At 69.6% G+C, this 23,605-nt stretch carries 25 protein-coding genes; 15 read left to right on the top strand and 10 right to left on the bottom strand.

All coding sequences use genetic code 11. From position 1 onward, the window contains the following. Positions 1-70: 70 nt before the first annotated feature. A complete protein-coding gene (gene mce / locus BCM27_RS10120; RefSeq protein WP_004019511.1) occupies positions 71-541 on the bottom strand; it encodes a methylmalonyl-CoA epimerase in 471 nt (156 codons plus the stop codon). Between the two features lie 83 nt (positions 542-624). Here mce and BCM27_RS10125 point away from each other — a divergent pair, with 83 nt between their 5' ends. The 4 genes from BCM27_RS10125 (at position 625) to BCM27_RS10140 (ending at position 4,568) form a co-directional block, all read left to right on the top strand. Then, on the top strand, positions 625-1,827 hold the full coding sequence (locus tag BCM27_RS10125; RefSeq protein ID WP_004019512.1) for an acetyl-CoA C-acetyltransferase: 1,203 nt from the start codon (positions 625-627) through the stop codon (positions 1,825-1,827). A 61-nt stretch (positions 1,828-1,888) separates the two neighbouring features. Beyond that, complete coding sequence (locus tag BCM27_RS10130) at positions 1,889-2,284, top strand: DUF3817 domain-containing protein (RefSeq protein WP_004019513.1); 396 nt, start codon at positions 1,889-1,891, stop codon at positions 2,282-2,284. 92 nt (positions 2,285-2,376) lie between these two features. Next, positions 2,377-3,528, top strand: a complete 1,152-nt coding sequence (locus BCM27_RS10135; protein WP_004019514.1) for an MFS transporter — start codon at positions 2,377-2,379, stop codon at positions 3,526-3,528. 95 nt (positions 3,529-3,623) lie between these two features. After that, positions 3,624-4,568 (top strand): tetratricopeptide repeat protein, encoded by a 945-nt coding sequence (locus tag BCM27_RS10140; protein ID WP_004019515.1) that lies wholly within the window; start codon positions 3,624-3,626, stop codon positions 4,566-4,568. Here BCM27_RS10140 and glgB read toward each other — a convergent pair. From glgB to BCM27_RS10165, 5 genes are all read right to left on the bottom strand, one after another. Continuing rightward, positions 4,562-6,820: a 1,4-alpha-glucan branching protein GlgB gene (glgB, locus tag BCM27_RS10145; RefSeq protein ID WP_004019516.1), complete on the bottom strand. Its 2,259-nt coding sequence runs from the start codon at positions 6,818-6,820 to the stop codon at positions 4,562-4,564. The two genes, BCM27_RS10140 and glgB, sit on opposite strands and share 7 nt — an antisense overlap. 7 nt (positions 6,821-6,827) lie before the next feature. Then, positions 6,828-8,828 (bottom strand): maltotransferase domain-containing protein, encoded by a 2,001-nt coding sequence (locus BCM27_RS10150; RefSeq protein WP_004019517.1) that lies wholly within the window; start codon positions 8,826-8,828, stop codon positions 6,828-6,830. Positions 8,829-8,993: 165 nt separating this feature from the next. After that, on the bottom strand, positions 8,994-11,072 hold the full coding sequence (locus BCM27_RS10155; RefSeq protein ID WP_004019518.1) for an ATP-dependent DNA helicase: 2,079 nt from the start codon (positions 11,070-11,072) through the stop codon (positions 8,994-8,996). Between the two features lie 139 nt (positions 11,073-11,211). Then, entirely contained in the window at positions 11,212-11,823 is a 612-nt protein-coding gene (locus tag BCM27_RS10160; protein ID WP_004019519.1) for an isochorismatase family protein, read from the bottom strand. A gap of 49 nt (positions 11,824-11,872) precedes the next feature. After that, positions 11,873-13,177, bottom strand: coding sequence for a nicotinate phosphoribosyltransferase (locus tag BCM27_RS10165; RefSeq protein ID WP_004019520.1), 1,305 nt, complete (start codon positions 13,175-13,177; stop codon positions 11,873-11,875). 19 nt (positions 13,178-13,196) lie between these two features. Here BCM27_RS10165 and clpS point away from each other — a divergent pair, with 19 nt between their 5' ends. The 3 genes from clpS to BCM27_RS10180 are packed head-to-tail and all read left to right on the top strand — an operon-like array spanning position 13,197 to position 15,291. After that, positions 13,197-13,520 (top strand): ATP-dependent Clp protease adapter ClpS, encoded by a 324-nt coding sequence (gene clpS / locus BCM27_RS10170; protein ID WP_033203522.1) that lies wholly within the window; start codon positions 13,197-13,199, stop codon positions 13,518-13,520. 42 nt (positions 13,521-13,562) lie between these two features. After that, the gene (aosR, locus tag BCM27_RS10175; protein WP_004019522.1) at positions 13,563-14,138 is read left to right on the top strand and encodes an oxidative stress transcriptional regulator AosR; all 576 of its coding nucleotides are present in this window, start codon (positions 13,563-13,565) and stop codon (positions 14,136-14,138) included. 52 nt (positions 14,139-14,190) lie between these two features. Continuing rightward, the gene (locus BCM27_RS10180) at positions 14,191-15,291 is read left to right on the top strand and encodes a P1 family peptidase (RefSeq protein ID WP_004019523.1); all 1,101 of its coding nucleotides are present in this window, start codon (positions 14,191-14,193) and stop codon (positions 15,289-15,291) included. A 28-nt stretch (positions 15,292-15,319) separates the two neighbouring features. Here BCM27_RS10180 and BCM27_RS10185 read toward each other — a convergent pair whose 3' ends face one another. After that, complete coding sequence (locus tag BCM27_RS10185; RefSeq protein ID WP_004019524.1) at positions 15,320-15,727, bottom strand: DUF4189 domain-containing protein; 408 nt, start codon at positions 15,725-15,727, stop codon at positions 15,320-15,322. 42 nt (positions 15,728-15,769) lie between these two features. Beyond that, positions 15,770-16,600: an LppX_LprAFG lipoprotein gene (locus tag BCM27_RS10190; protein ID WP_004019525.1), complete on the bottom strand. Its 831-nt coding sequence runs from the start codon at positions 16,598-16,600 to the stop codon at positions 15,770-15,772. Positions 16,601-16,898: 298 nt separating this feature from the next. Here BCM27_RS10190 and BCM27_RS10195 point away from each other — a divergent pair, with 298 nt between their 5' ends. The 8 genes from BCM27_RS10195 to rdgB all read left to right on the top strand — a co-directional run bounded on the left by BCM27_RS10195 (position 16,899) and on the right by rdgB (position 22,297). Continuing rightward, positions 16,899-17,306 carry a M67 family metallopeptidase gene (locus BCM27_RS10195; protein ID WP_004019526.1) on the top strand — a complete coding sequence of 136 codons (408 nt, stop codon included), beginning with the start codon at positions 16,899-16,901 and terminating at the stop codon, positions 17,304-17,306. A gap of 2 nt (positions 17,307-17,308) precedes the next feature. After that, positions 17,309-17,596, top strand: coding sequence for a MoaD/ThiS family protein (locus tag BCM27_RS10200; protein ID WP_004019527.1), 288 nt, complete (start codon positions 17,309-17,311; stop codon positions 17,594-17,596). 2 nt (positions 17,597-17,598) lie between these two features. Further along, on the top strand, positions 17,599-18,570 hold the full coding sequence (locus tag BCM27_RS10205) for a PLP-dependent cysteine synthase family protein (protein WP_004019528.1): 972 nt from the start codon (positions 17,599-17,601) through the stop codon (positions 18,568-18,570). 43 nt (positions 18,571-18,613) lie between these two features. Then, positions 18,614-19,243 (top strand): rhomboid family intramembrane serine protease, encoded by a 630-nt coding sequence (locus BCM27_RS10210; protein ID WP_004019529.1) that lies wholly within the window; start codon positions 18,614-18,616, stop codon positions 19,241-19,243. After that, positions 19,243-20,049, top strand: a complete 807-nt coding sequence (murI, locus tag BCM27_RS10215; protein WP_174316842.1) for a glutamate racemase — start codon at positions 19,243-19,245, stop codon at positions 20,047-20,049. The genes BCM27_RS10210 and murI overlap by 1 nt, the downstream gene beginning before the upstream one ends. Before the next feature lie 78 nt (positions 20,050-20,127). Beyond that, positions 20,128-20,892, top strand: a complete 765-nt coding sequence (locus BCM27_RS10220; RefSeq protein WP_004019531.1) for a cyclic nucleotide-degrading phosphodiesterase — start codon at positions 20,128-20,130, stop codon at positions 20,890-20,892. A 35-nt stretch (positions 20,893-20,927) separates the two neighbouring features. Next, positions 20,928-21,683 (top strand): ribonuclease PH, encoded by a 756-nt coding sequence (rph, locus tag BCM27_RS10225; protein ID WP_004019532.1) that lies wholly within the window; start codon positions 20,928-20,930, stop codon positions 21,681-21,683. Next, a complete protein-coding gene (rdgB, locus tag BCM27_RS10230; RefSeq protein ID WP_004019533.1) occupies positions 21,683-22,297 on the top strand; it encodes an RdgB/HAM1 family non-canonical purine NTP pyrophosphatase in 615 nt (204 codons plus the stop codon). Before rph ends, rdgB begins: the two co-directional genes overlap by 1 nt. A 28-nt stretch (positions 22,298-22,325) precedes the next feature. On the opposite strand, the gene BCM27_RS10235 is transcribed toward rdgB, so the two are convergent. Both BCM27_RS10235 and BCM27_RS10240 read right to left on the bottom strand, forming a co-directional pair. Then, positions 22,326-22,964 (bottom strand): GNAT family N-acetyltransferase, encoded by a 639-nt coding sequence (locus tag BCM27_RS10235; RefSeq protein ID WP_004019534.1) that lies wholly within the window; start codon positions 22,962-22,964, stop codon positions 22,326-22,328. Beyond that, positions 22,961-23,578 (bottom strand): TetR/AcrR family transcriptional regulator, encoded by a 618-nt coding sequence (locus BCM27_RS10240; RefSeq protein ID WP_004019536.1) that lies wholly within the window; start codon positions 23,576-23,578, stop codon positions 22,961-22,963. Before BCM27_RS10240 ends, BCM27_RS10235 begins: the two co-directional genes overlap by 4 nt. Positions 23,579-23,605: the final 27 nt, after the last annotated feature.

Consider the following 23,605-nt stretch of genomic DNA (forward strand, 5'->3'; position numbering starts at 1 on the left):
CCGGCGGGCCCGACCGGCTCGGCACGGTGAGTCGGTCAGTGACGCAACGGTTTTCGACCGTTGCGGGATATCAGTGCGCGGTGGCGGCGGGCTCCACGAGTTCGAGCAGGACGCCACCGGCGTCCTTGGGGTGGACGAAGTTGATCCGCGAGTCGGCGGTGCCTCGCTTGGCTGCCGGGTAGAGGACCCGGACGCCGGCTTCGGTGAGCCGCGCCGTCACCGCGTCGACGTCGGTGACGCGCACGGCGAGCTGCTGCAGACCCGGGCCGTTCCGGTCGATGAACTTGGCGATCGTCGAGGACTCGTCGAGCGGCGCGAGCAACTGGATCACCGCGCCGGTGCCGCCGGCCGGCCCGACCATGGCCTCTTCGACACCCTGTTCGGCATTCGTCTCCTGGTGCAGCGTCTCGAACCCGAGGTGGGTGGCGTACCACTCCTTGGCGGCCTCGAGATCGGGGACGGCGATGCCGACGTGATCGATGGCGATGATCAGGTCGGAGATCAGTGCGGTGGTGCTGGGGTCCGTTGCAGAGGAAGACATGGGACAACGGTAGCGTTGAGGTGTTGAGCGCACAGAGCGGGCGCTCGGTTGGCCCCCTTTTCGACACCCCCGGAGGTTCCTTCATGACTTCGACTGCCGACACGACAACGGTCATCGTCGCCGGTGCACGCACACCCTTCGGCCGCCTGCTGGGCTCGCTGAAGGACTTCAGCGGAGTGGACCTCGGCGCAGTCGCCATCAAGGGCGCGCTGGAGCGGTCCGGCGTACCCGCCTCGGAGGTCCAGTACGTGATCATGGGCCAGGTGCTGACCGCGGGGGCCGGTCAGATGCCTGCTCGCCAGGCGGCGATCAAGGCGGGCATCGGCTGGGACGTCCCGACCCTGACCATCAACAAGATGTGCCTGTCGGGCGTCGACGCGATCGCGCTGGCCGATCAGCTCATCCGGGCCGGGGAGTTCGACGTCGTCGTCGCCGGTGGCCAGGAGTCGATGACGCAGGCACCGCACCTCCTGCCCAACAGCCGCGGCGGCTTCAAGTACGGCAACACCGAACTCGTCGACCACATGGCCTTCGACGGACTGTTCGACGCCTTCACCGATCAGCCGATGGGGGCGCTGACCGAGCAGGGCAACGACGCCGACGGCTTCACCCGTGAGCAGCAGGACGAGTTCGCCGCGCGCAGCCACCGGCTCGCCGCCGCCGCATGGAAGAACGGTGTCTTCGACGACGAGGTCGTCCCGGTGTCCATCCCGCAGCGCAAGGGCGACCCGATCGAGTTCGCCGAGGACGAGGGCATCCGGGCCAACACGACCACCGAGTCGCTGTCCGGCCTGCGGCCGGCCTTCCGCAAGGACGGCACCATCACCGCGGGCAACTCGTCGCAGATCTCGGACGGCGCGGCCGCCGTGGTCGTGATGAGCAAGGCCAAGGCCGAGGAGCTCGGTGTCACGTGGCTGGCCGAGATCGGCGCCCACGGGGTCGTCGCCGGACCGGACTCGAGCCTGCAGGCGCAGCCGGCCAACGCCATCGTCAAGGCCTGTGACCGCGAGGGCATCGCGCCGGCGGACCTCGACCTCATCGAGATCAACGAGGCGTTCGCGGCCGTCGGACTCTCCTCGACCAAGCAACTCGGCATCGACCCCGAGATCGTCAACGTCAACGGCGGCGCGATCGCGGTCGGGCACCCGATCGGCACCTCCGGCGCGCGGATCGCGCTGCATGTGGCGCTCGAGCTGAAGCGACGCGGCGGTGGTGTCGGGGCGGCTGCGCTGTGCGGAGCCGGCGGCCAGGGCGACGCCCTGATCATCCGGGTTCCGAAGGCGTGAGGAACGAGACGTCTACGACACCTTGTAGTAGTTTTCTGTCCGATTCGGCACAATGAGGGCCATGCTGTCATTCTTCGACCTGACCACACCCGCCAAGCGCTTCCGGTTCGTCGCCGTCGCCGAGGCGATCACCTGGGCGATACTGCTGGTCGCCATGGTCGTCAAGCGGGTGAACGACGACGACGAGGCGATCGCCAAGCCGGGAATGATCCACGGGATCGTCTTCGTGCTCTTCGTGGTCGTCGCCCTCGTCACGGCTGTCCAGCTCAAGTGGAACTCCGTGAAGTGGGAGCTGCCTGTGGGCTCGCGCCGGATCGGGATCCCGATCGTGACCCTGCTCGCGCTGGTGTCGAGCCTGCCGCCGTTCGGCACGATCGTGTTCGAGTGGTGGGCGCGCCGAAACGGCCATCTCGCCGAGCTGTCCACCGATCGCGCACCGAGGCAGGCCACAGCCTGACCGCCCCGACCGCACCTTCGATCGCCCCGACGCTACGCCGGTCACGCCGCAGCGTCGGGGCGATCTTTGCGCTCAACGGGTTCCTCGCGGCGATGTGGGTGGCGCACATCCCGGTCATCAGCGAGCACACCGGAGTCGGCCACGATCAACTCGGCGGGCTGCTCCTGCTGCTCGGCGCCTCGGCGTTCGTGGGCATGCAGGTCTGCGGCCGCCTGATCGACCGTCGGGGTTCCCGCCCGGTGACCATCGGGGCCGCCGTGTTGCTGTCGGCGGTGATCATCGCGCCGGTGCTCGCCGTCGACGCACTGACCCTCGCCGCCGCACTCGTCGCCTTCGGCTTCGCCAACGGTTGTCTCGATGTGTCGATGAACGCGCAGGCAGTCGTGGTGGAACGGGCCTACCGCCGTCCCATCATGTCGTCGTTCCACGGCTTCTTCTCCGCGGGCAGCCTGGTGGGATCCGGAGTGGTCGCCGCGACGCTGTGGGCCGACGTCGGAGTCATCCTCACGGTAGCCTGCGCCGCGGTGGCCGGTGTCGGCGTCGTCGCGTGGAACGCCCGTGGACTGGCCGGCCGCGAGGTCGGCTCCGACGAGACGGGCGCACGAGGCGGTCGGACCGCGGACACCGAGTCCGCGAAGTGGTGGCACACCGTGGACCGGCGGCGCCTCGTGCTCCTGGCGGTGGTCGCCTTCGCGCTGATGCTGGCCGAGGGAACCGCCTACGACTGGAGTGCACTGCACGTGGTGGAGACCTTCGGCTCCGCCGAGGCGGTCGGCGCCATCGCGTTCGGCGCATTCAGCGCGACGATGACCGTGACGCGGTTCGTGATCGACCCGGTGGTCGCGTCGGTGGGCCCGGTGGCCGTCGTTCGCTACGGCGGTCTGCTCGGCACCGCCGGCATCGTGATCGCGGTGCTCTCGCCCGTACCCGCGCTCGCGATCGTCGGGTGGGGCGTGTTCGGGCTCGGCCTGGCGGGCCTGATCCCGCAGATCTTCACCGCGGCGGGCAATCTGTCGGGTGAGTCGAGCGGTCGGACGATCTCCGCGGTCGTCGGATGCGGATACCTCGGCATGCTCGCCGGCCCCGCGGTCGTCGGCTTCATCAGCAGCCGGACCTCGCTGAACACCGGACTGCTCGCCGCGGTGGTGGCGCTCGCACTCGCCGTCGCACTCGCGCCCGTCGTTCGTCCCGACGGTGCCCGCGCGGCAACCCCGGACGGGGCCGGTTCACGCGACGCCGACTGATTCCGCGTCGCGGGTCGTGACACACTGGAGGGGTGACGCGACCAACCAATCGTCAGCAGGCCGCCGCCGCGGCCCGACAGCAGGCGGCAGCAGCCATGGCCATGTCCGGCGCGGTGGATCTCGGCGGCCTCAAGGAGCGCGCCGAAGCCGAACGCGCGCAGGCACAACGGGCACAGTCCCAGGCGGCCCAGCCCGGTCAGGCGCCTGCCCCGGGCGGACAACCGGCGGCCGCCGGCGCGGGACCCGCGTCGGCGGCGGTCCTCGACGTCACCGAGGAGACGTTCGAGGCAGAGGTCCTCAACCGGTCGATGCAGCAGCTCGTCGTCATCGACCTGTGGGCGGAGTGGTGCGGTCCGTGTAAGCAGCTGTCGCCGGTCCTGGAGCGTCTGGCCGCCGAGTCGGGCGGGCGCTGGATGCTGGCGAAAGTCGACGTCGATGCGAATCCGCGTATCGCACAGGCGTTCCGGGTGCAGTCGATCCCCATGGTCGTCGCGATCGTGCAGGGTCAGCCGGTGACCGCCTTCAACGGTGTCCGCTCCGAGGCCGAGATCACCCAGTGGATCGACGACATCTTCGCTCAGGTCGGCGACGTCCTGCCCGGTGTGCCGGACGGGCCCGCTCCCGAACCGGAACCCGAGGACCCGAGGTTGGTCGCGGCCGAGGCGAAGCTGAACGACGGTGACTTCGACGGTGCCCTCGCAGACTATCGGGCCATCGCCGAGGCGGAGCCGGAGAACCTCGAAGCGGCATCTGCCGCACGCAATCTCGAGTTCATCCTGCGTGCGCAGGCGCACGATCCCGCGATCGTGGAGACGGCCTCCCCGCGTGACGTCGACGCGCAACTCGCGGCCGCGGATGTCCTGCTGCTGTCGCAGCAACCCGAGGCCGCGTTCGACCGCATCATCGACGTGGTCCGGGTGACCGCGGGCGAGGAGCGCACCCGTGCGCGCACGCGACTGCTCGAGCTGTTCGAACTCTTCGATCCCGCCGAACAGTTCGTCGTGAGCGCCCGTCGCAAGCTCGCCAGCGCGCTCTACTGACGGGGTGAGGCGGCGGGCTGGTCCCGCCGCGGCACCAGCCAGATCGCCGAGTTGGCGGGCAGCATGACCCGCGCCGACACGGGACGTCCGTGATATGACGGACCGTCCGCCGTGACCGACCCCATGTTGCCGCGTCCGGCGCCGCTGTAGGCGTCGGCGTCGGTGTTGAGGATCTCGTCCCAGACGCCCGCCGACGGCAGCCCGACCTGATAGTCGGAGCGATCGGAACCGCTGAGGTTGAACAGGCAGGCGACGACCGAGCCGTCGGTGCCGTATCGCAGGAAGCTGATCACGTTGTTCGCGGTGTCGTTGGCGTCGATCCACTCGTAGCCGAGTGGGTCGGTGTCCTGCGAGTACAGCGCGGGTCGCGAGCGGTAGATTCGGTTCAGGTCGGTGACGAGAGCCGAGATGCCGGAATGCAGTTCGCCCTCCCAGCCCTCCAGCTGATGCCAGTCCAGACTGCGGTTGTCGGCCCACTCGCCGGTCTGCCCGAACTCTTGTCCCATGAACAGCAACTGCTTACCCGGGTGCGACCACATGTAGGCGAGGTACACCCGCACACCCGCGGCCTTGGCGAACGAGTCGCCCGGCATCCGCGTCCACAGCGTGCCCTTGCCGTGCACGACCTCGTCGTGGGAGAGGGGCAGCACGAAGTTCTCGCTCCACGCGTACACCAGCGAGAAGGTGATCTCGTGGTGGTGGAAGCTCCGGTGGATCTGGTCGCGCGACAGATAGTCGAGGGTGTCGTGCATCCAGCCCATGTTCCATTTGAAGCTGAAACCCAACCCGCCGAGATCGGTCATGCGGGTCACGCCCGGCCAGGCGGTCGACTCCTCGGCGACCGTGATCACGCCCGGAAAGTGTTTGTGGACGGTCGCATTCGTCTCCTGGAGGAACTGCACGGCCTCCAGGTTCTCGCGGCCGCCGTGGACGTTGGGGCGCCACTGCCCGGCCGGGCGCGAGTAGTCCAGGTACAGCATCGAGGCGACGGCGTCGACGCGCAGACCGTCGATGTGGAATTCGCTGAACCAGAACAGGGCGTTCGCGACGAGGAAGTTGCGGACCTCATGGCGACCGAAGTCGAAGACGTAGGTGCCCCAGTCGAGCTGCTCACCGCGCATCGGATCGGCGTGCTCGTAGAGCGGGGTGCCGTCGAAACGGGCCAGCGCCCAGTCGTCCTTGGGGAAGTGGGCCGGCACCCAGTCGACGATGACGGCGATGTCGCGGGAGTGGAGATGGTCGACCAGGTAGCGGAAGTCGTCGGGCGTCCCGAAGCGGGCCGTCGGCGCGTAGTAGGACGTGACCTGATAGCCCCACGAGCCGCCGAACGGATGCTCGGCGACGGGTAGGAACTCGACGTGGGTGAAGCCCTTCTCGACCGCGTACTCGGCCAGTTCGTGGGCGAGTTCGCGGTACCCGAGGCCCTGACGCCACGACGCGAGGTGGACCTCGTAGACGCTCATCGGCTCACGTTCGGGTGCCGACCGCTCCCGGCGCGCGATCCAGGCGTCGTCGGACCACACGTGTTCGGACACGGTGACCCGCGACGCGGTCGCCGGCGGGGTACTGGTGCGGAAGGCCATGGGATCGGCCTTGTCGCGGATGACGCCGTCGGCTCCGTGGACGCGGAACTTGTAGTGGGTGCCGTCGCCGACGTCGGGGACGAAGACCTCCCACACGCCGCTGACCCCGACCTTGCGCATGGGCGCGACCCGTCCGGTCCAGGCGTCGAAGTCGCCGATCACGGTGACGCCGTGGGCATTCGGTGCCCACACGGAGAAGGCGGTGCCGTTCACCTCGCCGTCGGTGGTCGTGTACGACGTCACGCGCGCACCGAGGGCGTTCCACAGTGACTCGTGACGGCCCTCGCTGAACAGGTGGATGTCGATCTCGCCGAGGCTCGGCAGGAAGCGGTAGCCGTCGGCGACGACGAATTCCGCGGTGCCGCCGGCGGAATCGGGATAGACGACGCGGTACCGGTAGTCCATCAGGTCGGCCATCGGCACGGTGACCACCCAGAGGTCGTCGGTCTGGCGGGTCATCGGGTGATCGACGCCGCCGATGACCGCGGACACCGAGAGTGCGTCCGGGCGCAACGTACGCAGGATGGTGGTGCCGCCGGGGGCGTCGTGGGCACCGAGGAACGCGTGCGGGTCGGGATGGGTCTGCGCGGCCAACCGACGGAGGTCGTGGTCGGTGGCATCGGGGTCCGGCAGGTCCGGCAGGCCCGGCGGATCAGGGCGATCGGTCACGAATACCTCACTGGATCCGAAGGGCGAGTTGCTGTGCGACGGCGGGGTCGAGGGGCGGCAGGGCGAGGATGTGCGCCACCGCGCGCCAGGGCTCGAGGCGGACGTAGTTGTCCTGGCCCCACCAATACTCCTCGCCCGAGACCTCGTCCCGGACGGAGAAGTGGTCGTACCACTCGAAACCGAGCTTCGGCAGGTCGAGCCAGACCGTGGAGTCCTCCGCGCCGAACGGATTCAGGTTGATGATCACGACCACGCGGTCGCCCGAGACGGGATCGATCTTCGAGTAGGCGATGAGCGACGGGTTGTCGACGTGGTGGAAGTGGATGTTGCGAAGTTGCTGCAGCGCCGGGTGGCGTCGGCGGATCTCGTTGAGCGAGGTGATCCACGGCTCGAGTGACTCGCCACGACTCGCCGCGGCCTTGTAGTCGCGGGGCCGCAGCTCGTACTTCTCCGAGTTCAGGTATTCCTCGCTGCCCTCGGTGACGGCGACGTGCTCGTAGAGTTCGTACCCGCTGTAGACGCCCCACGTCGGGGCGAGGGTGGCGGCGAGGGCAGCGCGTAGGGCGAACATGCCCGGTCCGCCGTGCTGCAAGCTCGCGTGGAGGATGTCGGGGGTGTTCACGAACAGATTGGGACGGGCCTCGTCGGCGTGGTCGGCGATCTCCCGGCCGAACTGTTCGAGCTCCCACTTCAGCGTCTTCCAGGTGAAGTAGGTGTAGCTCTGGGTGAAGCCGAGTCGTGCGAGGCCGTAGAGCCGGGCCGGCCGGGTGAACGACTCGGACAGGAACAGCACGTCCGGGTGCCTCTTCTTGACCTCGCTGATCAGCCATTCCCAGAAGTTCGGCGGTTTGGTGTGGGGATTGTCGACGCGGAAGATGTCGACGCCGAGCCCGACCCAGTGCAGGACGACCTTCAGCACCGCGCGGTAGATGCCGTTGCGGTCGTTGTCGAAGTTCAGCGGGTAGATGTCCTGGTACTTCTTCGGCGGGTTCTCCGCGAACGCGATGGTGCCGTCGGGCTGGGTGGTGAACCACTCGGGGTGTTCGATCGCCCACGGATGGTCCGGCGCGCACTGCAGTGCCAGATCGAGCGCGACCTCCAATCCGAGTTCCCGAGCCCGGCCGACGAAATACTCGAAGTCCTCCTCGCTGCCGAGGAGGGGATGGATCGCGTCGTGACCGCCGTCCGCCGACCCGATGGCCCACGGCGAACCGACGTCGTCGGGTCCCGCGACGAGCGTGTTGTTGGGGCCCTTGCGGTTGACCTCGCCGATGGGGTGGATCGGCGGCAGGTAGACGACGTCGAATCCCATGTCGGCCACGCGCGGCAGGTCCTGGGCGGCGGTGAGGAACGTGCCGTGGACGGGATTGCCCTCGCCGTCCCAGCCGCCGGTGGAGCGGGGGAACAGCTCGTACCACGAGCCGAACAGCGCCCGGGTGCGGTCGACCCACACCCGGTAGGTGCGGCTCTTGGTGACGAGTTCGCGAACGGGGTGCGCGGAGAGCAACTCGACCACCTCGTCGGAGATGGCCAGACCCACCCGGTTCTCGACGCGGCGCCGGCGCGCCCGGAGCTGACGAGCGGCGTCGAGCAGCAACTCGCGGTCCTCGCCGGAGACGAGCCCGGCGGCTGTGTCGAGCACCCGCGCGCCGGTCTCGATGTCGTTGGCGAGGTCGGCCGCGCCCTGTCCGGCGTCGAGTTTCTTGATGACGGCCGACCGCCACGTGGCGTAGGGGTCGCTCCAGGCCTCGATGCGGTAGGACCAGAACCCGACGGCGTCGGGCACGAAGGCCGCGTTGAAGGTGTCCGGTTCCGGGGCCGGGACCATCCGGATGTCGAATGCCTCGCGGCGGGGCGCTTCGACGTGCAGTGTGACACCCAGGGCGTCGTGCCCCTCGCGCCAGGCCGTGGTGCTGACCGGGAAGTACTCTCCCACAACGGCTTTGGCTGGCTGCTGGCCCGCCGACACCAGGGGTGCGATGTCGTCGATACCCATGCGCCCGATCACGTGGAGCCTCCTGTCGTCAGCTCCCGTGACTGGCCGGGGTGCGCTGTCGGTCTCGCCTTCGTTGGTATCACCGGTACCCAACCTAGTGCCCCGCGGACGGGATTGTCTTGTCCTGGACCGCGCGGCCGTGTCGGCCCCGTCGGGTGCTCTCCGGGTCGGTCGAGGTCAGCCCACCGAACGAGCGGGATCGGTCAGCCGGGCGAGCGCCGACCGGACCACCGCGGGATCGGTGGTGCGCCACATCGGTGGCAACGACGCGAGCAGATAGCCGCCGTAACCGGCCGTCGCCAGCCGGGAGTCGAGGACCGCCACGACACCGCGGTCGTCGACCGAACGCAGCAACCGGCCGGCGCCCTGGGCGAGGAGCAGGGCGGCGTGGTTGGCCGCCACCGACAGGAACCCGTTGCCGCCGCGGGCGTCGACCGCGCGCTGTCGAGCGGTCAGCAACGGGTCGTCGGGACGCGGGAAGGGGATGCGGTCGATCAGGACCAGGCTCAGCGACGGGCCGGGCACGTCGACCCCCTGCCACAGGGACAGCGTGCCGAACAGGCAGGTCGCGGGATCGTCCGCGAACCGCCGGACCAGGGTCGAGGTGGTGTCGTCGCCCTGACACAGCACGGGATGGTCGGTGCGGTCGCGGATCGCGTCGGTGGCTTCGCGGGCCGCGCGCATGGAGGAGAACAGGCCCAGCGTGCGACCGCCGGCGGAGTTCACGAGTTCGGCGATCTCGTCCATCGTCCGCGACGCGATGCCCGAGCGGTCGGGCCGGGGGAGGTGGCGCGCGACGTAGAGGATCGCCGACCGCGGATAGTCGAAGGGCGAGCCGGCGTCGAGACCGGTCCAGCGGGCCGAACCCGAATCCGAGGGGACCGCCTTCCCGCTCGCGGTGACGTCGGAGACGTTCGTCTCGTCCGTCACCGGACGGTCGGTCCCGCGCCCGGACGCCGGGAGTCCCCAGGTCGCGGCGAGGGCGTCGAAGGAGCCGCCGATGGTGAGAGTCGCCGACGTGAGGATGACCGTGGCGTCGGCGAACAGCGAGGCCCGCAGGAGGCCGCCGACCGACAGTGGCGCGATGTGCAGGATCGGCCGGGGTTCGGCGCCGCGGCGCGAGGTGTCCAGCGACGCCCACACGACGTCGCGTCGTTTGGCCTCGTCGGGTTCGTCGAACGCACCCAGGATCCGCACGACGGTGTCGTGCATGTCCTCCAGTGAGGTCAGCGCGGCCGATCGGGCGGCCGCCGCACCGTCGTCGGCGCCGGCCATCCGGACGGGACCGATGGCGGTACGGGCCTGCCACAGTCGGTCGCGGAGCATGACCAGCACCGCGGTGGCGTCGGCCGGCAGGCCGGTCCACTGGCGCATCGGTGCGGAGTCGAGCAGCTCACCCAGCTGCTCACCGGCGCCGAGCAGGGCATCGGCGGTCTCCTCGTCGACGAGCTTCCCGCACCGGCGGGCGACGAGCGCCACCGAGGCGGCCGACAGCTCGTCGGTGGCCACCGAGGTCATCCGGTCGACGAGTTCGTGGGCCTCGTCGATGATGACGACGTCGTGCTCGGGCAGGACGTTCGCCGGGCTCGTCGCGTGGATGGCCAGCAGGGCGTGGTTGGTGACCACGACGTCGACCTTGCCGGACCGGCGGCGCGACTGCTCGGCGAAGCAGTCCTCGCCGTAGGAACAGTTGGCCGCGCCGAGACACTCGCGTGCGGTGACGCTGACCTGCCGCCACGACCGGTCGGACACGCCGGGGACCAGGTCGTCGCGGTCACCGGTCTCGGTGTCGCTGCTCCACTCTCGCAGGCGCGTCACCTCCCGGCCGGTCCGCGACAACTCGAACGGGTCGAACAGCTCGGTGTCCGGTTCCTCCGCGGTTCCGGAATGAATCTTGTTCAGGCACAGGTAGTTTCCGCGACCTTTGAGGATCGCGAAGGTGGGCTCGCGGCCGATCGGCTTCTTCAGCGCCTTGGCCAGGCGGGGGAGATCGCGCTCGATGAGCTGACGCTGCAACGCGATCGTCGCGGTGGACACCACGACGGTGCGGCCGCTCTCGACGGCGTGGCGGATGGCCGGCACGAGGTAGGCCAGCGACTTGCCGGTGCCGGTGCCGGCCTGGACGGCCAGGTGCTCACCGGTGTCGATGGCGTGCGCGACCGCCGAGGCCATCGCGACCTGGCCGTCGCGGCGACGGCCGCCGAGTGCGGTGACCGCAGCGTCGAGCAGGTCGGTCACCGGGGGTGTGTTGGGCATGAGGTGGGTTCCGGTTGTCCTTGCTGTGGTCGCGGTGAGCTCGCGTACGGGTAAGGGCGTGTTGTCTCAGACGTGTCGCGGCGCCGGTCGGTTCCCTCGATCGACGCCAGGATCGAGAATCGCGAGGTCGGCGGGCCGGTTATCCGGTCCGGCTCGACCCGTCGTAGAGCAGGTCGCCCACGAGTTCCACGCCCGCCTCCCGCAACGCCGACAGCGCCGTCGAGGTCGTCTCCGGCGCGACGCCGGCGGTGAAGTTGAGCAGCACCCGGGTGCGGAACCCGGCCTCGACCGCGTCGAGGGCGGTCGCCCGCACGCAGTGGTCGGTGGCGATGCCGACGACGTCGACCGACTTCACCTTGCGTTCGCGCAGCCACGCGGCGAGGGTCGAGCCGTCCTCCGCCGCACCCTCGAAGCCGGAGTACGCGGCGCTGTACTCGCCCTTGGAGAAGACCTCGTGCGCGGCGCCGGCGTCGAACTCGCGATGGAACGCCACCCCGTCGGTGCCGACGCGGCAGTGGGGCGGCCAGGTGTCGACGAAGTCGGGTTCGTCGGAGAAATGCGCACCGGGATCGATGTGGTAGTCGCGGGTCGCTACGACGGTCCGATACTCGTTGAGGATCGACGTGACCGCCCGCGCCACCGCGGCGCCCCCGTTCACCCCGAGGGCTCCGCCCTCGCAGAAGTCGTTCTGCACGTCGACGACGATCAGCGCGTCGGCGGGACGGGTGCCGTCGCTGCGTTCGGCGCTCATCCATGTCTCCTGTCGTCGGGGGTCATCGGGTCCGGGCGTGTGGGGCGGTTCAGCCGAGTTCGTAGCGGGTCGGCACCGCGGGATCTCCATGGGACAGGCCCAGACCCTCCCACGGCAAACTGACCAGGCCGGCCGCCAGATGGGCGCGGGCATCGGCGAGTGTCGGCAGCGCCTCGACGGGCGTGCCGCCGCGGACGAGCGGGATCTGCAGGTCCCGGAAGCCGAGCCCGTTCGGCGCGGGGCGGGTGCCGTCGGCGCGATAGACGATCTCCTCGACGATCGTGCCGCTCGATCGGGCCGCACGCACGGCCGATTTGGCCCCGCCGCGTGACTCCTTGTGGCTCGCCCGTTTGGCCACCGGCAGACCGTCGACCTCGACGAGCTTGTAGACCATCCCCGCCGTCGGAGCCCCGCTACCGGTGACCAGCGAGGTCCCGACACCGTAGGTGTCGACGGGCTCGGCGCGGAGCGAGGCGATCGCGTACTCGTCCAGATCGCCGGAGACCACGATCTTGGTCTCCGTCGCACCGAGGTCGTCGAGCTGTGCGCGTACCTGTCGGGCGAGCACACCGAGGTCGCCGGAGTCGATGCGCACGGCACCGAGCCCGGGCCCGGCCACCTCGATGGCGTTGCGCACGCCCTGGGTGATGTCGTAGGTGTCGACCAGCAGTGTGGTGCCGACGCCGAGCGCCTCGATCTGTGCGGCGAACGCGGCCTTCTCATCCGGGCCGTCGGGTCCGGTGAAGCCGAGGGTGAACGCGTGGGCGGCGGTGCCGGCGCTGGGCACGCCGAAGCGGCGCGCCGCCTCCAGATTCGAGGTGGCGGCGACGCCCGCGATGTAGGCGGCACGCGCGCTGGCGACGGCCGCGCGCTCATGGGTGCGCCGCGATCCCATCTCGATGATCGGCCGCGACCCGGCGGCGCTGACCATGCGCGCCGCGGCCGAGGCGATCGCACTGTCGTGGTTGAGGATCGACAGGATCAGGGTCTCGAGCAGGACCGCCTCGGCAAACGTCGCTCGGACGGTGAGGATCGGCGACCCGGGGAAGTAGAGCTCGCCCTCGCGGTAGCCGTCGATGTCACCGGAGAACCGATAGTCCCGCAGCCAGGCCACCGTGTCGGGATCGAGGAATCGTTCGACGACGGCGATCTCCTCGTCGCCGAACCGGAACGCCGCGAGCTCGTCGAGGACGCGGCCGGTCCCGGCCACGACGCCGTAGCGCCGACCGTCCGGGAGGCGGCGCGCGAAGACCTCGAATACGCACTGGCGGTGCGCAACCGGGTGGCGAAGCGCTGCCGCGACCATCGTCAGTTCGTACTGATCGGTCAGCAGCGCGGTGTTGTCGATGCTCACAATCGCTTACCCTGTCCCTATGGCGCCTGACGAAACTCGTGCGCACGAGGCTACCCCCGGCGGTACGGCGGTTGCCGAACCAGAGGTCGCCGACGGCGCGGCGGGACTCGACAAGCCCTGGATGACGATCGTGTGGGACGACCCGGTCAACCTGATGCGGTACGTCACCTTCGTCTTCCAGAAGATCTTCGGCTATTCCGAGTCCCGGGCCAATGAACTGATGATGCAGGTCCACACCGAGGGCCGGGCCGTCGTGTCCTCCGGCGACCGCGACAAGGTCGAGGCCGACGTCGCGAAGCTGCACGCCGCCGGTCTGTGGGCCACGATGCAGCGGGATTCGTGACCGGCCGGTCCGCTTCGCGCACACTCCGGGCACACTGAACGCGTGCGCACCTGGAAACGCAAAGGGCGCGGCGACACGATGCGGATCGCATCGCAGCTCGACGCGCACGAAGCAGAACTGCTCGCATCCATGGTCACCTCGATGTGCGAACTGCTCACCGAGCGGGCCGATTCCGCGCCCCACGACGACCTGGCGACGCTCACCGGCATCAGTGTCGGTCACTCGGAGGCACCCGACGACGTCACCCTCGGGCGCCTCCTCCCGGACTTCCATCGCCCCGACCAGGACGACGAGCTCTCCGCCGAGGTCGTCAACGGAAAACTGAACTCGGCGCTGCGCAGCGTGCACGAGCCGCAGATCATCGACGCCAAGCTCGGTGCGGCCCGGGTGCTGCTCGACACGCTCCCGGCGGGTGGCGGGGACCTCGTCCTCACGCCCGAAGAGGCCGCGGCCTGGCTCACCGCGCTCAACGACGTCCGGCTCGCGCTCGGCGCGATGCTCGGCATCTCCGAGGACACCCCCGACCAGCTGCCGCCGGATCACCCGCACGCCGCGCATCTCGACGTCTACCACTGGCTCACGGTGATGCAGGATCTGCTCGTCGAAGCGCTGATGTGAACCGACGTCCAGGGAGTTCGAGGTCTGTGTCCGCATCGACGTCAGGAGTTCTGTGAGCACACCCGGTCGACCGGCCCGCGCCGGCAACCGCATCACCGACATCGCAGGCATCTCCGTGGGGCATGCGCATCGCGTCGACGACGATGCGCGGGTGGCCGGGTCCCCAGCGGCGCCCGACGGCCACGGATGGGCCACCGGCACCACGGTCGTGCGGGTGTCGGCACCGGGCGCGATCGCCGCGGTGGACGTCCGCGGCGGCGGTCCCGGTACGCGCGAGACCGACCTGCTCGACCCGTCGAACACGGTGCAGACCGCGCACGCGATCGTGCTCGGCGGGGGGAGCGCCTACGGGCTGGCCGCCGCCGACGGCGTCATGCGCGCGCTCGAGGCCGACGGTGTGGGCCTACCGCTCGACGATCGGGGCCATGTGGTGCCCATCGTCCCCGCCGCGGTGATCTTCGACCTGCCGGTGGGTGCGTGGGATCACAGGCCTGACGCGGACTTCGGAGCGGAGGCGGTCCGGTCGGCGCACACCGAGTTCGCCGTCGGATGCGTCGGCGCAGGTGTCGGTGCCCGGGCCGGCGCGCTCAAGGGCGGGGTCGGGACGGCATCGGTGACGATCGACGCCGGCCCCGCGGCCGGGATCACCGTCGGTGCACTGATGGTCGCCAATCCGGTCGGTGCGGTCATCGACCCGCAGACCGGGTTGCCGTGGGATCTGGGCGAGGCCGAACTCGCCGATCTCGGATTGTCCCGTCCGTCGGCCACCGACCTCGACCGGCTCGCCGACCTTGCCGCGAAGCAGACCGTGCTCAACACGACGATCGGTGTCGTGGCGACCGACGCCGTCCTCGACGCCCCGATGACCAAGCGGTTGGCGATGGCCGGGCACGACGGTCTCGGGCGCGCGATCCGGCCGGCGCACTCGCCGCTGGACGGAGACACGGTCTTCGGCATCGCGACCGGCGCGGTCCGGCCGGCGACGCCCGTGCCGGCGCCCGCGGGCATGCACGCCGACGTCGCGGTGGTCGCCGAGGTGTGCCGGGTCGCGGCCGACGTCGTCCAGCGGGCGATCGTCGACGCGGTCCTCGCGGCGGAACCGATCGCATCGATCCCCACCTACGCGCAGGCGGCGCCGTCGGCGTTCCGATGACCGCTCCGCGGGCCGGGCTCCGACGCCCTCAGCCGTGCCCGCTGGTGCAGCCCCAGTAGTAGATCGAGCCGCCGCCCGCGTAGTAGAGCGCGTTGGCCTGGGCGGTGTAGAGCCGTGATCCCGTGCCGTATCCCCAGTAACTCGGCGACGACGCGATCGCGCCGCACCCGTTGACGAACTGCGCGACGACGCGGCAGTCGTCGGCCGGGCAGACCCGCGTCGCGGCGGCGGAGGCCGCGGCGTACGACCCGTAGTCGAGGGCGCGGCCGACCGAACCGGTCGACGGCGACAGCGCCAGCGCGCCGTAATAGTCGTAGTACGCGTGCGCCGGAGCCGGGTCGGCGACCGCGGTGCCGACGAGGGCGGAGGCAGTCGCCGCCACGGAGGCGGCGAACACGGTGACACGTCGGGTCAGGCCCGGGCGGGTGGATCTCACGGAAGCTCCTCGGTGTGCAGTGGCAGAGGTGGGCATGGCGTTCTAACCTCCGGCCGGTTCACGGGTGGGCTGGCCGGGAGTCGGGGTGCCGGAGGGGGTCTCGGTCGGCGTCTGGATCACGTCGGGCTTCTCCACGTCGACGGTCTCGTTCCACTTGGTCAGGTCGACGGTGATCGTGGTGTCCGGGTCCGCGGGGTTCGGGCTGAAGACGAGCCGGGCGAGCTGGTTGGTCCCGGTGGTCAGCCAGACAGTGGTCGGAACCGGCGCGTCCTGCGGCCCGACGACCTGACGCGCGCCGGTCAGCGCGGCGAGGGCACCCGCCGGCACGGTGCCGTTGATCTGTGCCGTCTCCACGCCGTCGACGGTCTCCGAGCCGACCTTGGTCGGGTTCTGGAATTCGCTCAGCACGTTGGCCAGGCCGTTCTCCGGGTCGAGGAACACCGAGACGTCGTAGATGGACTTCCCGTCCCCGTAGCTCAGGTATCCGTCCCCGGCGATGTCGGCATAGAGCACTCCGTCGACGTAGACGAACGGGGCCGAGGCCTCCTGTGGGTCCTTGGTGCCGAAGACCACGGTGGCCTCACCCTTGGCGGCGTCCGCCGGGGTGGTCACCAGATCCGCGGTGACCTTCTTCGCGTTCAGGTTCGGGACCGTGCCGTCGACCACGAGGTCGAGGTGGGCGCCGGTCAGGGCCTCGGTGTTCGTGGCCGCGGCGGCGAGCTGGGCCGCCGGGTCGACGATCACCGTGGTCGAGGCCGACGCGCTGGTCGCGGTCGGCGAACCCGTCTGGGAGGTGGAACATCCGGTCAGAACGATCGCGGCGACGATCCCCGTCGACAGTGCGGCCGCGGCCACCCGTTGGGCTCGTTGCATGAGAAGTGCCTCCTCCGTTGACTTTTCGATACACCCCCGGTGCCGTTGGGACGAAACACTAGCGGCGTCTCGCGTCGGATCGGGGGTACGTACGGCTGCCGAATGACGTCTCGTCGGATGACGGCCGATCCGCTCATGCAGCCCCGCGCGTCGAGGTGGAGGGACCTCGTGGCGGAATAGGTGCCGCGACGCCGACGTTGCACGTCGGCGAGATCCGCCACAATGGGGACACCCGCGAGGAGACCTTCGAAAATGACCTCGGGGTGCATACACGTCTGGACAGGAGAACGGGACACCGATGCTCACGATCGGGCAGGAGCTGGTCGACGCCATGGTCGCGCACGCACGCGCCGACCATCCCGACGAGGCGTGTGGGGTGATCGCCGGTCCCGAGGGGTCCGACGACCCGCAGCGCTTCATCGCGATGGTCAACGCCGAGCGATCGCCGACGTTCTACCGCTTCGACTCGGCCGAACAGCTCGCCGTCTGGCGCGAGATGGACCGCCGCGACGAGGAGCCGGTGGTCATCTACCACTCGCACACCGCCACCGAGGCGTATCCGAGCCGCACCGACATCTCCTACGCGGGAGAGCCCGGCGCGCATTACGTGCTGGTGTCCACACGCGATCCGGAGACCACCGAGATCCGTAGCTATCGCATCGTCGATGGTGCGGTCACCGAAGAAGAGATCGAGATCAGGAGCTGAGAATGTCTGTCACCGTATCCATCCCGACGATCCTGCGCACCCACACCGGCGGGGAGAAGCGCGTCGAGGGGTCGGGTTCGACGCTGGCCGCGCTGATCGACGACCTCGATTCGGGCAACGCCGGCCTGAAGGAACGTCTCGTCGCGCCCGACGAGAACGGCATCGCCAAGCTGCACCGCTTCGTCAACATCTACGTCAACGACGAGGACGTGCGCTTCTCCGGCGGCCTGGACACCCCGATTGACGACGGCGACGAGGTGACCATCCTGCCCGCGGTCGCCGGCGGCTGAGCGTGGCACGTTATGACTCCCTGATCGACTCGGTCGGCAACACGCCGCTCATCGGTCTGCAGCGGCTCTCGCCGCGCTGGCACGACTCCGACGACGGCCCGCACGTCCGCCTCTGGGCCAAGCTCGAGGACCGTAACCCCACCGGGTCGATCAAAGACCGTCCCGCCCTGCGCATGATCGAGCAGGCCGAACGGGACGGGTTGCTGCAGGCGGGGTCGACCATTCTCGAGCCGACCAGCGGCAACACCGGCATCTCGCTCGCGATGGCGGCGAAACTCAAAGGCTACGAGCTGATCTGCGTGATGCCGGAGAACACCTCGGAGGAACGCCGTTCGCTGTTGCGGATGTTCGGGGCCCAGGTCATCTCCTCGCCCGCGGCGGGCGGGTCCAACACCGCGGTCGCCGTGGCCAAGGAACTGGCCGCGGCGAACCCCGACTGGGTGATGCTGTACCAGTACGGCAATGCGGCGAACGTCGCGGCGCACTACGAGGGCACCGGACCCGAGCTGTTCGCGGATCTGCCCGAGATCACGCACTTCGTGGCCGGTCTCGGGACGACCGGCACCCTGATGGGCGTCGGGCGGTTCCTCCGCGAACGCAATCCCGACATCGAGATCGTCGCCGCCGAACCGCGGTACGGCGACGAGGTCTACGGTCTGCGCAACATCGACGAGGGGTTCATCCCCGAGCTCTACGACGACTCGGTGCTGACCCGGCGTTTCTCGGTGACCGGCGTCGACGCGGTCGCGCGCGTCCGCGAACTGATCGATCTCGAGGGCATCTTCGCGGGGATCTCCACCGGAGCGATCCTGCAGGCGGCGCGTGGCATCGGCCGTCGCGCCCTGAAAGCGGGTACCCGTGCCGACATCGGGTTCGTCGTCCCCGACGCGGGATGGAAGTATCTGTCGACCGGGGCCTACGAAGGTAGTCTCGACGACGCGGAGCAGGCACTCGACGGCCAGCTCTGGGCATGATCCCGCTACCGAGGAACTCCGCTACCCGAGGAACCACCAGGCCATGAGCTCGTACACCCCGCCGGTCGGGCAGCAGCCCACCCGGCGCACCCGCCCGCTGTGGTTGCGATCGGCGATCATCACCGCCTGCATCGTCGCGGTGCTGTTCGTGATCGAGGCGATCGACGTGGCGACGAGCGTCGATCTCGACCAGAACGGCATCGAACCACGACAGGTCGACGGACTGGACGGCATCGTGTGGGCGCCGTTCCTCCACGGCGACTGGCAGCACCTGTTCGCCAACCTGATGCCCGGCGCGGTGTTGTGTTTCCTCGTGCTCATGACGCAGCGGTTCCTGATCGTCACCGGCATCACCTGGGTGGTGTCGGGGGTCGGCGTCTGGCTGTTCGCCGCGCCGTACTCGGTGACCGTCGGGGCGTCGGGCATCGTGTTCGGCTGGCTCACCTTCCTCATCGTCCGCGGTCTGTTCAACCGCGATCTGTGGCAGATCCTCGGCGGCCTCGTGCTGTTCCTGGTGTACGGATCGATCCTCTGGGGCGTCCTGCCCTCGGATCCGCTGGTCTCCTGGCAGGCCCACTTGTTCGGCGCGATCGCCGGTGTGTTCGCGGCGTGGGCGCTGGCGGCTCGCGATCGGCGCAAGCCGGCGGCCACCAACCCGGGGGTGGCGCCATAATCGCGGCGGGCGGCCAGGACGCACCCATCGGTATCTTCGATTCGGGCGTCGGCGGGCTGACGGTGGCACGCGCCATCATCGACCTGCTGCCGGACGAGGACATCGTCTACATCGGCGACACGGCCAACGGGCCGTACGGACCTCTGACCATCCCGGAGATCCGCCGGCACGCCCTCGCGATCGGGGACGATCTCGCCGATCGAGGGGTGAAGGCCATCGTCATCGCCTGCAACACCGCGTCGGCCGCCTGCCTGCGCGATGCTCGCGAGCGGTACGCGCCCATCCCGGTCATCGAAGTCGTGCTGCCCGCGGTGCGTCGTGCGGTGGTCGCCACCAAGACGGGCCGGATCGGCGTCCTCGGCACCGAGGCCACGATCTCCTCACGGGCGTACCAGGATTCATTCGCGGCGGCGCGGGACGCCGTGATCACCGCGGTGCCGTGTCCGCGATTCGTCGACTTCGTCGAACGCGGGATCACCAGCGGCCGGCAGATCCTCGGGCTCGCCCAGGGATACCTGGAGCCACTGCAGCAGGCCGGGGTGGACACCGTGGTTCTCGGCTGCACGCACTATCCGTTGCTGTCGGGGGTCATCCAGCTCGCGATGGGCGACGAGGTGACCCTGGTGTCGAGCGCGGAGGAAACCGCGAAGGACCTCTTCCGGGTCCTCACCGAGGCCGACCTTCTGCATCCGCACACGGGCCGCGACGCGACCCGCGTCTTCCAGGCGACGGGCGATCCGGACCTCTTCGCGAAGCTCTCGAACCGATTCCTCGGTCCGGTCATCGGAGCCGTGCAGCACGTCTGAGGTACCCACCGCGCTTCGCCGCGCAGTTGTGACCCGTATGCCGACGCCCGGGCGCGGAATCGTGGCACAGTGGGGCCTATGCGTCTCACGGTCCTCGGGTGCTCGGGCAGTGTGGGCGGGCCGGGCGCCGCGTGCTCCGGTTATCTGCTCTCCGTTCCCGGTGAACAACCGGTACTGGTGGACTGCGGCCCGGGAGTCTTCGGTGAGCTGCAGCGCGTTGCCGACCCCAGCAACGTCGCCGTCGTCCTCAGCCACCTCCACGCCGATCACTGTCTCGATCTCCCCGCGATGCTCGTCTGGCGGCGGTACGCGCCCGAGCCGGCCAGCCGGCGGGCACCGTTGTACGGGCCGCACGGCACCGCGCTGCGGATCGGCTACGGGTCATCGGAGTTCCCCGGCCAGCTCGACGACATCACCGACACGTTCGACGTCCACGAATGGAGCGACGATCAGGAGATCACGCTGGGCGGGATGCGGATCCGGGCGATGAACGTCAACCACCCGCCCGACACCTTCGGCTTGCGGATCACCGGACCCGAGGGGCAGGTCATCGCCTACAGCGGGGACACGGCGCCCTGCGACGAACTCATCGATCTCGCGGCCGACGCGGACCTGTTCCTGTGTGAGGCGTCGTGGACACACGCGCCGTCGGAACGCCCACCGGATCTGCACATGTCGGGGATCGAGGCGGGGGAGGCCGCGACCAAGGCCAACGTCCGTGCGCTCGCCATCACCCACGTCGCGCCGTGGTCGGATTCCGCGGAGATCCTCGCCGAGGCCCGCAGTACGTTCTCCGGCCCGACCGAGCTCGTCAGCCAGGGACAGGTCATCGACCTCACCTAGATATCGTGCGCGCGCCGGTCGTTACAGTGAGACCCGTGACCACACGAGCTGACGGCAGAGCCGACGACGAACTCCGTCCCATCACGTTCACCCGCGGGTTCACCAGCCACCCGGCGGGTTCGGTCCTGGTGGAGTTCGGCAAGACCCGGGTGATGTGCACCGCGAGTGTCACCGACGGCGTACCGCCCTGGCGTCGTGGTTCCGGGCTCGGGTGGCTGACCGCGGAGTACGCGATGCTGCCGGCCGCCACCCACGATCGGTCGTCGCGTGAGTCGGTCAAGGGGCGGGTCGGCGGACGCACCCACGAGATCAGTCGGTTGATCGGTCGCTCGCTGCGCGCGTGCATCGATCTCGGCGCGCTGGGCGAGAACACCATCGCCCTCGACTGCGACGTCCTGCAGGCCGACGGCGGTACCCGCACCGCGGCCATCACCGGCGCCTATGTCGCGCTGGCAGATGCGGTCACCTACCTGCGCGCGGCGGGCAAACTGTCCGACCCGCAACCTCTTTCGTGCGCGATCGCCGCGGTGAGCGTCGGTGTCGTCGACGGCCGTGTCCGACTCGACCTTCCCTACGAGGAGGATTCGCGGGCCGAGGTGGACATGAACGTCGTGGCCACCGATGCCGGCACCCTCGTCGAGGTGCAGGGCACCGGCGAGGGAGCGACCTTCCCGCGTTCGACGCTCGATGCGCTGCTCGACGTCGCCGCCGTCGGTACGGAGAAGCTGTTCGAGGCTCAGCGCGCGGTGCTCGCCGAACCGTACCCGGGCGAACTCCCCGGACGGGCCTGATGTCCTCGGTGCTCCTGGCGAGCCGCAATGCCAAGAAGCTCGCCGAACTCCAGCGCGTCGTCGATGCCGCGGGCATCACCGGGGTCGAGATCGTCGGCCTCGACGCGGTGCCCGACTACCCGGAGGAGCCCGAGACCGGCGCCACCTTCGAGGACAACGCGCTGATCAAGGCTCACGCAGGTGCTCGAGCGACCGGATTGCCCTGTCTCGCCGATGATTCCGGTATCGCGGTCGATGCCCTGAACGGAATGCCGGGCGTGCTGTCGGCGCGCTGGTCGGGCCGGCACGGCGACGACCCGGCCAACAACGCGCTCCTGCTGGCCCAGTTGTCGGACACCCCGGACGAACGCCGTGGCGCGGCGTTCGTGTCGGCGTGCGCCCTCGTGCTGCCGGACGGGACCGAGACGGTGGTGCGCGGCGAGTGGCGTGGACGCGTCCTGCGGGAAGAACGCGGGCCGCACGGATTCGGCTACGACCCGCTGTTCGCCCCCGAGGACGAGATCGCCGCCGGCCGGTCCGCGGCGGAATTGTCGCCGGCGGAGAAGGACAGGCTGAGTCACCGCGGAAAAGCGCTGGCGCAGTTGGTCCCGGCGCTGCGCGCGCTCGCGGGCTGACGCCCGTCGCGTCGACGCGCGGACGAGATCAGCTCGCCGTGCCGGTGTACATGTAGACGCCCAACGTATGGGGCCGGCCGTCGAGCAGGATGTTCATGTCGTCGGCGCCGGCACGCGACATCCCTTGTCGCTCATAGAATCCGAATGTGCACAGCGAGTCCGTGTACAGATGGAAGTCCGAGCGGCCGCGGCCTCGGAGATGGTCCAGGAACGCTCGGTAGAGTGCGGCTCCGACACCGTGTCCCCGGGTGGTGGAGGCGACGGCGAAGAGGGTCAGTTCGTCGTCGAGCGGCCTGCCGGTGCGGGCGCCGAGCCGGTGGGCTACCGATTCGTACGCGAAGAAGCCGCGCAGCGACTTCAGCTGGGGCAGTCCGAGAACGGCGGCTCGGGCGGTGTGCGCCCAGAGCAGTGCCCTGTTCTTCGCCCGCTCGGGCAGGTGTGGCTCACCGTCGACCCGTCCCAGGATGATCCCGACCACGTGACCGTCCTTCTCGGCGACGCGGCTCCAGGTGCTCGCCACCAGTTGCTCACGCAGATAGACCTCGAGTGCGCTGTCGAGAACGCGACGACCGCGGACGTACCGGTGGATGAAGAACGCCTCGTCGATGATCTTCTTGACGTCCTCGGCGTCGGTGGAACGGTATGGGCGATAAGTGATGTCGGTCATGATCCCTTCTTTTCGTAGGTGTTGTCGAGTGTGGTTGTCGGGTTGGGGGCGACCGGACCCGAGCCGTGGGTGAGTGCGATGAGGTCTGCTTCGAGTGCGGCCCGGTCGCCGTCGTCGAGGACCGCTCCCCAGAGCGGGGCGGTGTTCGAGCCATCGGCGGCCGCGATGATGAGTCGTGTGATCGCCGGGTCGAGGCCGTCGTCGGCCAGCGTGGTTCGCCAGTGATCGGCGTCCTGCTGGGCGAGTTCGGCCGGGCCCGGTTCGTACATCAGGCTCGCGGCCAAAGCGATCTGGTCGCGCAGGCCGGCGGAGTCCCGGGCGTCGGCGAAACTCACCCGGATGTAGGCCCTGGTGAGTCGTCCCGGTGTCTCGGCCTCCTCGCCGGCGACTCGTTCGACCTCGGCCCGGAACTTGGCCATCAGGTCGGCGGCGAGTTCTTCGAGCAGTCCGTCTTTGGCGGGAAAGTGATAGAGCAACCCGCCCTTCGACACCCCGGCCGCGGCGGCGATCTCGGACACCGATACCGCGGCACCCTGGCGCGCGACGAGACGGGCCGCGGCGTCGAGGATGGACCGTCGCGTATCGGCGGCGGTGCGTCCGGATGTGCGTCCCATGTCGTCCTCCTTCTGATCGATTCCGGG

Source organism: Gordonia terrae, from assembly GCF_001698225.1.
Lineage (GTDB): Bacteria > Actinomycetota > Actinomycetes > Mycobacteriales > Mycobacteriaceae > Gordonia > Gordonia terrae.